This window comes from Treponema socranskii subsp. socranskii VPI DR56BR1116 = ATCC 35536 (assembly GCF_000468115.1).
Taxonomy (GTDB): Bacteria; Spirochaetota; Spirochaetia; order Treponematales; family Treponemataceae; genus Treponema_D; species Treponema_D socranskii.
In genome coordinates this window covers 1-9,821 of record NZ_AVQI01000053.1, presented here as the reverse complement: position 1 = coordinate 9,821, position 9,821 = coordinate 1, and the positions used below count along the sequence as shown (strand labels likewise).

General features: G+C 50.3%; 4 protein-coding genes. 2 read left to right on the top strand and 2 right to left on the bottom strand.

Annotated elements, in window-relative coordinates:
• The first annotated feature begins 197 nt into the window (after positions 1-197).
• Together HMPREF0860_RS07180 and HMPREF0860_RS07175 are read left to right on the top strand one after the other, a co-directional pair.
• Positions 198-3,077 carry a PD-(D/E)XK nuclease family protein gene (locus HMPREF0860_RS07180; protein WP_162147002.1) on the top strand — a complete coding sequence of 960 codons (2,880 nt, stop codon included), beginning with the start codon at positions 198-200 and terminating at the stop codon, positions 3,075-3,077.
• 14 nt (positions 3,078-3,091) lie between these two features.
• On the top strand, positions 3,092-6,799 hold the full coding sequence (locus HMPREF0860_RS07175) for a UvrD-helicase domain-containing protein (protein ID WP_021330770.1): 3,708 nt from the start codon (positions 3,092-3,094) through the stop codon (positions 6,797-6,799).
• Between the two features lie 11 nt (positions 6,800-6,810).
• Here the strand turns inward: HMPREF0860_RS07175 and HMPREF0860_RS07170 are convergent, their stop codons facing one another.
• Both HMPREF0860_RS07170 and HMPREF0860_RS07165 read right to left on the bottom strand, forming a co-directional pair.
• A complete protein-coding gene (locus HMPREF0860_RS07170) occupies positions 6,811-7,881 on the bottom strand; it encodes a glycosyl hydrolase family 18 protein (protein WP_021330632.1) in 1,071 nt (356 codons plus the stop codon).
• Positions 7,882-7,901: 20 nt separating this feature from the next.
• Positions 7,902-9,509, bottom strand: a complete 1,608-nt coding sequence (locus tag HMPREF0860_RS07165; RefSeq protein ID WP_021330654.1) for an ATP-binding cassette domain-containing protein — start codon at positions 9,507-9,509, stop codon at positions 7,902-7,904.
• Between the last annotated feature and the right edge of the window lie 312 nt (positions 9,510-9,821).

The window sequence follows — 9,821 nt, the reverse complement described above, 5'->3', positions numbered from 1 at the left end:
GCAGAAATCGCGAGTGTCTCCCATATATAGAAAAACGCTTCAGCGTTTTTCGTCTCCGGACTTTAGCGACGGCGATATTTCAGACGGCGCTTTTTATCGTACCTCCTTACGGTAATTTATAGCGCGTGACAGGGCACCTGAATCCTGCCGTATCTATGAAACGCTTTATGTGCTATACTGGTTACAGCAATATTATTATGAAACGTATTGAACTTGAACCGGCGCGCATCGCGGATGTGCTGAAAGAAAATCTCGGACAGGAAGATGTCGTCTTTGTTTTTCCGACCGATGTCGCCCTCGTTTCATGGGCGGAATGGTGTGTAAAAAATCCTCAAGCGTCGGGTGTTAAAGCCGTTGCGCTCGAGCGCTTTATCGCGTGGGACACTTTTAAAGAAAAATACGCCGTCGCAAAAGAGAGCGGCCGTCATGCCGTGCCTGCCGTGCTCCGAAAAGTATTCGTTCGAAATCTCATCGAAGAAAATGCCGCCGCCGTCCGAAGCGGAAAACCGATTTTTAAGAGCATCGTACATCCGCAGTTTGCAGCCGAAGCCGATTCTTTTGCCGATTGGATTGCAGGAAATCTTCCGCTTTTGAAAACGTGGTATGAAAAATTTTCCCGCTATGCAAGCGAGCATCCCGAAGCGGCAGACGATGAAGACGAAGATTATCTTACGCTCTACCGGCGCTATGTCGATTTTTTAGGCGATGAGATGTTCGAGCCTGCGTGGCTCGTGCCGGACTTTACGGAAGAGCGTAAAAAATTTATTATTTTTTTCCCGGAACAGCTTGAAGATTTCGATGAATACGAAGCGGTCTTTGCTACTGCCGAAAACATAACTTCTTACGTGCTTCCCGAAAAAGAAATGCATGCGGGCGAAGTGTTCGTTTATCCCGATGCGAGGACGGAGCTTCGAAGAACGGCGCTCTGCATTCGGGACATCGTCGGAAAAAGCGGCAGAGAGCTTTCGTATGAAGATATCGCGCTGCACGTTCCCGAACTCGAAACCTACCGGCCGTATATCGAACGGGAACTTGCGAACTACCGCATTCCCTTTGTCGTGCGAAGCGGGGTGCGCTTTACGGTCGGCAGCGCCGGCAGCATTTTTGAAGATATCGACGAATGCCGAAAAACCGATTATTCGTACGACAGCGTGCGCCGCCTCGTACTCGACGGGCGCGTGCCGTGGAAAAACAAAGCGCTCAACGAAAGCCTTGTGCGCGAAGGGAACCGGCTGCACTGCATCTGCAATTACGGCAGCGGAGACGTATGGATCGAATCGCTCGCTAAATCCGGACGAAGCGAGCGTGAGCTTGAATTATACAAGCGATTAAAAAAATCGATCGAAGCCGTTACGGGTGCGAAGACCTTCGAAGGCTTGCGGACGGCGTGGCTTATGTTTAAAAACGAATTCCTTTCCGATGACGAGTTCAGCGTCGAAGCGAATAATGTTCTCGGACGCTGCATTGCAGAGCTTGAAACGCTTGTCGCTATCGAAAAGGATTATATCGTGCCGCTTGATTTGAAGCTTCGCTCGCCGTTTTCTTTTTTTATCAACGAGCTGAGAAGCAAAACCTATCGCCCGCAGGATACGCTTTCGGGAGTTTCCGTCTTCGATTATAAAGTCGCCGCATGCGCCGCCTATCCTGTCAACATCGTCATCAACTGTACGCAGGACGCGCTTACCGTCGTCCGTAAGCCGCTCGGTTTTCTCAATACGCAAAAACGCCGTGCGCTCGGCATACGCGATTCCGATGCGGCGTCTACCGCCTTTATCAGGCTGTACGGAAAATTTAATAATACGGTCGGGACGCGGAGTATCTTTTCGTGCAGCGAACGGACTTTCTCAGGCTTTGCGATACCGCATACGTATTTCGATATCGCTCCCGTCGAAAAAAATCATACGCCGCTCGACGAACTCGATGCGAACGATTTTATCCTCAATGAAAAAAAATGGTTTTTATCGGAATCGGATGCTCCCCGCGCTTTAAGCGCCCTGCAAAAGGTGCAGTATGAACATTGGAAAGCGTCTTCGGATTTTTCCGTAAACGCTCCCCGCCCGCAATCCGTAGACGCCGGTGTCAAAAAAACAATCGACTATGTTTTGAAAGAGCGCCGCACACCGAACGGCTCTTCAAGCGAAGACGCTTTTGCGGTAAAGATCAGTCAAAGCGATATGCGGGATTTTTTCCCGTGTCCCCGGAAGTGGATTTTCAAATCGGTCGTTAAACTCCGCGAAGATTCCCTCGATGCGTCCTTGTTCGAAAAATACGATCAGGGAAACATCAATCATAAAATCCTCGAACTGCTTTTTAAAACTTTTGATACGCTGCCGGTCACGGATGAAGACGGAACTTTCGGAGAGCGTGAAAACGACATACGAAAATTAATAAAAGAAAAAACAGGGGAAGCGATCCGCGACAAGTCGTTCGATTTTTATCAAAGCCCGATTGCGCTTCGCGTGCTTGAAGAGCAATCGCATAAATTCGAAAAGATCATCATCGATTTTCTGCACGAGTTTTGTAAAAAAGAAAAAGGTTTCGGCGGCTGCCGCGTCGTTTCGACGGAAGCGCTGTGTGAAGCGTGGGAAAACGAAAAACGTTACAAGTATTTCGGAAAAATCGACTGTATACTTTCCGATGATGCGGGGCGGATCATCATCGTCGACTATAAAAATACGTCTCTTCCGTCGATCGCTTCGTGCCGCGCGGATGAAACGACGGGTACGCTCGACAATTTCCAATGCGCCATGTATGTAACGCTGTGGAATCTTGCCGATCCCGTTAAAGTCGATAAAATGGTCTTCTGTTCGATAAAAAATGCGGGTGAAAGCGTCGCCGTTATCGACGATGAAAACGCAAAAAAAACGCCCGAATCCTATGAGCCGACGCTTTCGGTATTTGAGCGCTATGCTTCCCTCTTTTACGAAAGGGTCGAAAACGGAAATCCCGAACCGCTTCGAGGAGTGCGGCACGGAGACGACGCGCTTATCGTACCCGACGTGTATTCTGACTGTATGGCTTGTGATTTTAAAACGATCTGCCGCACGGCATATACGGTCGCATCTCACAAACTGTAACTCGGGAGCCTGCGATGAAAAACGATTACGCATACCTTGACCTTTTGGAACATCCGCTCGACGATCAGCAAAAAAAAGTGTGCTGCTCCGTAAAAAACGCCGTCGTCGCTGCGGGAGCGGGTTCGGGCAAAACGCAAGTGCTTGCAACGCGCTTTGCATGGCTCGTTATGGAATTCGACGATATCAGAGCGCCGGCTGTTTTGACGCTGACGTTTACGAAAAAAGCCGCCGCCGAAATGTACGCGCGCATTTACAAAACGCTCGTATTTTTTTCAAAAAACGAACGGGTACCGGAACGCCAAAGAAAAAATGCCGCGCGGGCTGTAAGCGAATTTGCCGATGCCCGCATTCAAACGCTCGATTCGTACTGCGGCGCCGTCGTGCGTCAGGCTGCGAACCGTTACGGCATCCGTCCGGATTTTACAACGGGAAGTACGGACAGCGAGCGGAATATTAAAAATCTTGCATTGCCCTTCGTGCTGAAAAATCTTTCACGGCCGGGCATCCGCCGTTTTGCCGAAGCGGGCAAAGTGCAGGAGTTTTCGGATTCCCTTGTCGCAAAGATTATCGGCGAGTATACTTCGCTCGCAACCGAAAGCGGCCGGTTTACGCGCTCCCTCGAAACGCAAAAATCGATAATTTCAGATGCGTGGAAAAAAATCGTAAGCGATAAGGGTGACGGCTCCCTCTTCGATATCGTTTCAAACGTCCTTTCGCTATGCGCCGAAGCGAAAAGCGATGCGTCATGCAAGTGGCAAAAAAACGCCGCCGCCGTAAAACTTTTTTCCTTTATCGAAACGCAGCCTCTTCCCGATTTCGCTTCGACGGTGTTTTTACCCGACGATGTGGAGACGAGCGAAGCGTTGTACGAAAAACTTTTTCCCGCCGCGAATTGGGTTAAGGTTTTATCCGCCTTTAAGCCCAGCAACGCCGCTTCTTCCCTCAAAGCGATAAAAGCCTGTACCGAAAACCTTGTGCGTTACGCCGACGAGCTCACATCTCTTGCCGTGTATGTCAAAGAGTTTCCGTATATCAAAGATATGTGCAGTCTCTTCGACGAACTGCTTGAGCTTGTAAACCGACAAAAGCGGACGTCGGGCACGCTGACGTTTAAAGACGTGAGCGATATGGCGCTGAAAATATTGATCGAACAAAAAGACATCCGCAATCAGGAAAAAGCCGCATTCAGTAAAATCATGATCGACGAATTTCAGGACAACAACGGCCGAAATCGCGATCTCCTCTTTCTCCTTGCGGAACGCCTCGACGAATATACCGAAGTCGCTTCTGACGATCCGGCTGCGATCCGAAAAGCGCTCGTGCCGAATATTGCCGGCGATACATTATTTTTTGTCGGCGATGAAAAACAGTCGATCTACAAATTCCGCGGAGCCGACGTGTCGGTGTTCAATGAATTGAAACGCGACCTTGCCTGCGGCGAAGACGAAGCGGAACTCCGCATGGTGTACAATTATCGATCATTTCCGGAACTGCTTACGAGCTTTAATCAGATATTCGGCGGCTTTTATAAATCAGGTGATGATTACGCGCACAAAGACGGCACACCCTCTCTCTTTTCGCAAACGCAGGGCGCCTCTTATGAAGCGCTGTACACGGAAAATACCGTCGCCCGCTATGTCGATAAGAGGACTCACGAACGCGGAGCGCCGATCGCGCTCGACAAATCAAATATCCGATCTCACTTTGCGCTTTTGCCTTACAATCAAAAAGATTACGCTCTCGAAAAGGAATCGGGTCTCGTACCCGACGTGCAGGAACAGCTTGCGTATTATATCGCGGAAAAAATCGTTAAAATGCACGAAGCGGGGGAGCCCTATGCGTCGTTTGCCGTGCTGGACAGGTCGCGTACAAAGAGAAATTATTTGAAGCGCCGGCTCGAACAGTTCCGCATTCCGTACGTACTCGACCGTCAAATCGATCTTTTCGCCGACGCTCCCGCAAACGATATATACGCATTCCTCAGGCTCTGCGTCTATCCGTCGGACATGAATGCCTTTGCGGCATTTTTGTGTTCGCCCTTCGCAGGCCTTACCGAAAACGATGTGAAAATCATCTTGGCAAACGCATCGGATTATCGCAATAAAGATTTCGTATTCGCTCCGTTTTCGGACGATGAAAAAGTTGCTGCGGTATTTGCAGAGGGGTCGATCGAACGAGAACGCTATATCCGCGCAGCGGATTTTTTTAAAACGCATAAGGAGCGCGTGCTCGCCGAGCCGCTCACGAAAACGCTCAATACGCTGTGGTACGATATGGGCTACCGCTATGAAACGATGCTGAACCGCGCCGTAAGTCTCTTTGCCGAGCAATACGATCTGCTGTTCGAAGCGGCGCGGCAGGCGGACGCGGACGGAAAAGATGCGGCGTATTTTGTCGATATGCTCGCATCCCAAAAAGAAGCGGATAAAGGTTTCACTTTCGGAGACGGCGATACGGGAATAGGCGACATATCCTATCCGATCGAAAAAGGAGATGCCGTTCAAATAATGACCGTTCACAAAAGCAAGGGCTTGCAGTTCGATCACGTGTTCGTACTCGGCGCTTTCGACAACGTAAAAAACGACAGCGAAGAAAAATATTTTTTCAGCGAAGAAGCGGGCGTTTCGCTGAAGCCCGCCGAAGGCGAGCGGAATTATTTTTTTATCAAACAGCGCGATGAAAACCTTGCGAAAGACATCGCCGAATTCCGCCGCTTGATCTACGTTGCTGCAACCCGCGCGATCAAAGATTATTATTTTGTCGGAACGTATTCGTACGACAAAGATCACAAACACCGCGTAAGCGATACGTCCGTTTTCGATCCTGTCATCGCATATTATTATCCCGATTTTCTCGACTCGGACGCTGCGGTGCAATATACAAGCGGCGCGCCCTTCGACCTTGAGCGTATCGAAAAAAAATTGAAGCGAGAAATATACGCGTCTTCCCGTATACCCGAATCTATAGATATTCTACGGAAGCGTAAAATACGGGATGCCGACGCGGTCTTTTCGTCTTCCGAAATCGATTTTATTAAAATGCCGGAAGTGCTTTCGAAACGCATTACGCCGAGTTCGTTGGAAAAACTCTATGATGAGGAGGCAGGCCGCACGACGGAAGCGGGATTCGGAGAAGCGGCAGGAGGCGATCTCTATCCCGAAATCGACGAACTGCTTGAAAAATTTGCAAACGAAAACGTGCGTTTCGGCTTCGACGAATTCGGCACGCTCGTTCACGCCTGTCTTGAAAACGCTATGAACGGCTTTGATTCCGCCGGCATAAAACTCGCTTTGGAAAAGTATATGCGGAAACTGTCCGAAGCGCAGCAAGATAAAATGAGTGAAGTGTGTGAAAAAATCTGCGCGCGCTTTGCAGCGTCCGAATACGGTGCGCGTGCCCTAAAGGTGCGGGAAGAAGGCGCGTGGATAAAAACCGAATACGCCTTTAAAATGTGTATCGACTCTTATATCGTCACGGGTTCGATCGATTTGGTTTTCGATAACGGCGGCGGCACGTATACGATCGTCGATTATAAAACCGATCACGAAATCGATCCCGCGCGGTATTACCGTCAGCAAGCGTGCTACCGAAAGGCGGTCGCAACTCTCCGTAATGTACCGGAAGAAAACGTGCGCTGCGTGCTCTACTACGTCAGGCATGACGAGTTTGCGGAAATTCCGCACGGAGATTTTTCAGTCGAAGACATCGCAACCGGCCTGTGAATTGTGCGGGACTATTTATTCGGATTTATCTTTATCCATTGCCAAAACGTTTTGTCTTCCTGCCCGAGCCGCCAAAATGAAATATTGTTAATTTTCTTTTCTTCGTAGAGGCGGCATTTTTTTACGAGCGAATAGGTATCGTCGAAATAGCCGGTCACGTTTACCGTAGCGGTGTAGTTTATCTTCGCGACGCCGCCTTCGTCGCGCTCGACTTTCGGTACGCCGTTTTCAAGCATTTTGCGGTTGACGCCGCTGAAATACCACGCACCCGCATGCCGCTCTCCCGTCCACGTACGCCCGTAAAACGGAAGCCCCATGACGATTTTTTCTTTGGGGATTACCGTAAGCGCGTAGTCTGCGACGTTTGCGCACCACGCATAAGATGCGACCGGCCCCGGTCTGCTCGTACTCCAGTGCTCGTCGTACGCCATGATGATAACACGGTCGGCGATTTCTCCGATCGTCTTATACGGAAAGATGTCGTCGGAAATCGTGCGCGTCCGCGCGGGCACGCATACGCTTAATATTTTGCCGCCGATCGCTTTTTTCATATCGCGCAAAAATGTTAAAAAATTCTCCCTGTCGCGCGCGGGGATATACTCCATATCGATGCACAATCCGTCGAAGTCCGCCGCCGCTTCCGCAAGAGAGGTTTCAAATCCCTTTCGAAAACCGAGATCTTTATCCAACACAAAATGAACGAGCGCACGGCTGTCGCATGCAAAGGTAAGATGCACGCGGCCGGCGAACGACGGAAGCGATGAGCGGCGGGGCACTGCGTCGAGTTCCGCATAATTGTTGAGCGTCGCCGTAAAGAGCGCAATATCGGTGAGCGGAGCGTCCAAATCGATTTCTTCACCCCGCTCCTGCAGCGCAAAACCCCACACTTCACCGAAAGAAGAGTGTTCTCCGTCTATCGGCTCGCGGAGATATGCGGCGCCTTCGTTTTCAGCAAGTATTCGTTCTGCGCGTTCTTGCGGAGTTTCGGGCGGCGGCGTTTTATCTTTTTTCCCTCCGGCAAAAAGAAGCGCGGAAAAAATCGGCAGTATTAAAATTATTAATTTTTTTCGGCGGTTTGTCATCTCTTGCGTACTCCTGTTATTTATATCGTCAATATCGTATACATCGGCGTTTTGCCCGGATGGAATTCGAGTATGTGTTTTTCGCATGCGAGCGCTTCGTCGCTTTCATGTGTCACGTGAAGCAGCGTCGTCGTACCGCTCTGTGCGATCGTTTCAAGCAAGTCAAGCACCCTTCGCCGGTGACTTTCGTCGAGACCGTGACAAGGTTCGTCGAGCACGAGGATGAGCGGGCATTTTACCGCGGCGCGTAAAATCAATACGGCGCGCTGTTCGCCGTAGCTGAGTGCGGAAAAAATTTCGTTACCGCGTCCGGAAAACCCGCCGAGCGAAAGCCATCTCTCAGCCGCCGCCGTTTCCATATCGGTCGCTTTTCCGTATAAGCCGATCGAATCGCGGAATCCCGAAACGACGACGTCGCGCAGCGCCGTCCCGCCGAGCATGCGGTATTCGACGTGCATCCGGTACGATACGATGCCGAGCTTCGCTTTGATGTCCCACATCGTTTCACCGCTTCCGCGCCGAGAGCCGAATACGCGCACGTCGTTCGAATACACTTGCATATTGTCGCCGGTTATCAATTCGAGAAAAGTCGTTTTGCCCGAACCGTTCGGACCTCTGATGAGCCAGTGTTCGCCTTCGTACAGCGTCCAGTTCAAATCGCTAAGCACGGCGCGTCCGTCCCATCCGACGTTGACGCGATGCATTTCGATAAGCACGCGGCGATCCGATTGCGTCTTTCCTTGCGAAGCGGAATCGTCATCCGTCATTTTCAAATCGCTTTGAAAATTAATAATTTGTCGGGCAAATACCGCCTTGTCGGCACTTCTCGTTTTTTCGTTTTCGGTTTTGCGTTCTTCGATAATTTTTTCGTAATCGCCTCGCGTCCCGCAAAATGAAAGTGCACCCTCGTTAAATTCGATCACGTGCGTTACGGCATCGGGAATTTCGGTATAACGTTCCGCACCGAGGATGATATAGGGGTTCGCTTCGTTCGATGCGCGTTCGGCGCGCTGTTCGAGGGCAATCTCATTGAAAAAGTTTTTAAGGATCGTACGGCTTTCCGCATCGAGCCCTGCGAAAGGATCGCTTAAAATTAACAACTTTTTTTCTGAAACGAGGGCACGGGCGAGCAGCGTGCGGCGGATCTCTCCGGTTGACATATATTTCAGCCCGCGCTCCAGCACCGCTTCGATGCCGCATAATTTTACCGCTCGATGCGATGCGATCGAATCGAGGAGTTCGGGCGTCACGGATTTTTTTTTGTCGATGTCTGTAAGCGCTTCCGCAATAAATGTACGCCCCGTCCGTCCGATATCGACTCCGCCCTCGCAGTATTCGCTTTCGTCGTTCTCACGCTCTTCTTGGATGAGGGCGGCTGCGCGTTCAAGTGAAACGATTTCCGCAGAATTATTAAATTCGGAAAAAAATCGTCCGCGCGTCTCGCCGTCATTCGGTAGGATACCGAGTTCCCCCGCAAGCGCCGCAAGAAAGGCGGCTTTTCCTCCGCCGTTCGATCCCGTGACAAGCCACACTTCGCCCGTCCGCATAGTCCACGAAACGGACGCGATCAATATGCGCTTTGCGTTTTCGATGCGGCAATTTTCCAGTGTGATGAGCGCGCGTTGCATTGCATCAGTATAACGCAAAAATGCTGAAATGTGTATGGACGATTTTGCAGCCGTACGAAAAACTCGGGGGAACTTCGCGCTCGCTGCAAATCCCGCATTATTCGGATTTGCTCGCTCTTGACATGTTTCTATAAATAGTATTATACTGTTGTTACTGTTTGTAGAAACAGATTAAAATCGATCCGCGGGATGCGGATGTATGACAGGAGGTACGATTAAAAGCGCCGTCTGAAATATCGCCGTCGCTTTTAATCTCGAGTTTGCTTGGATGTTTGCAGAAGACGTGTATACGTGGCGTTTCGATAAAAATCG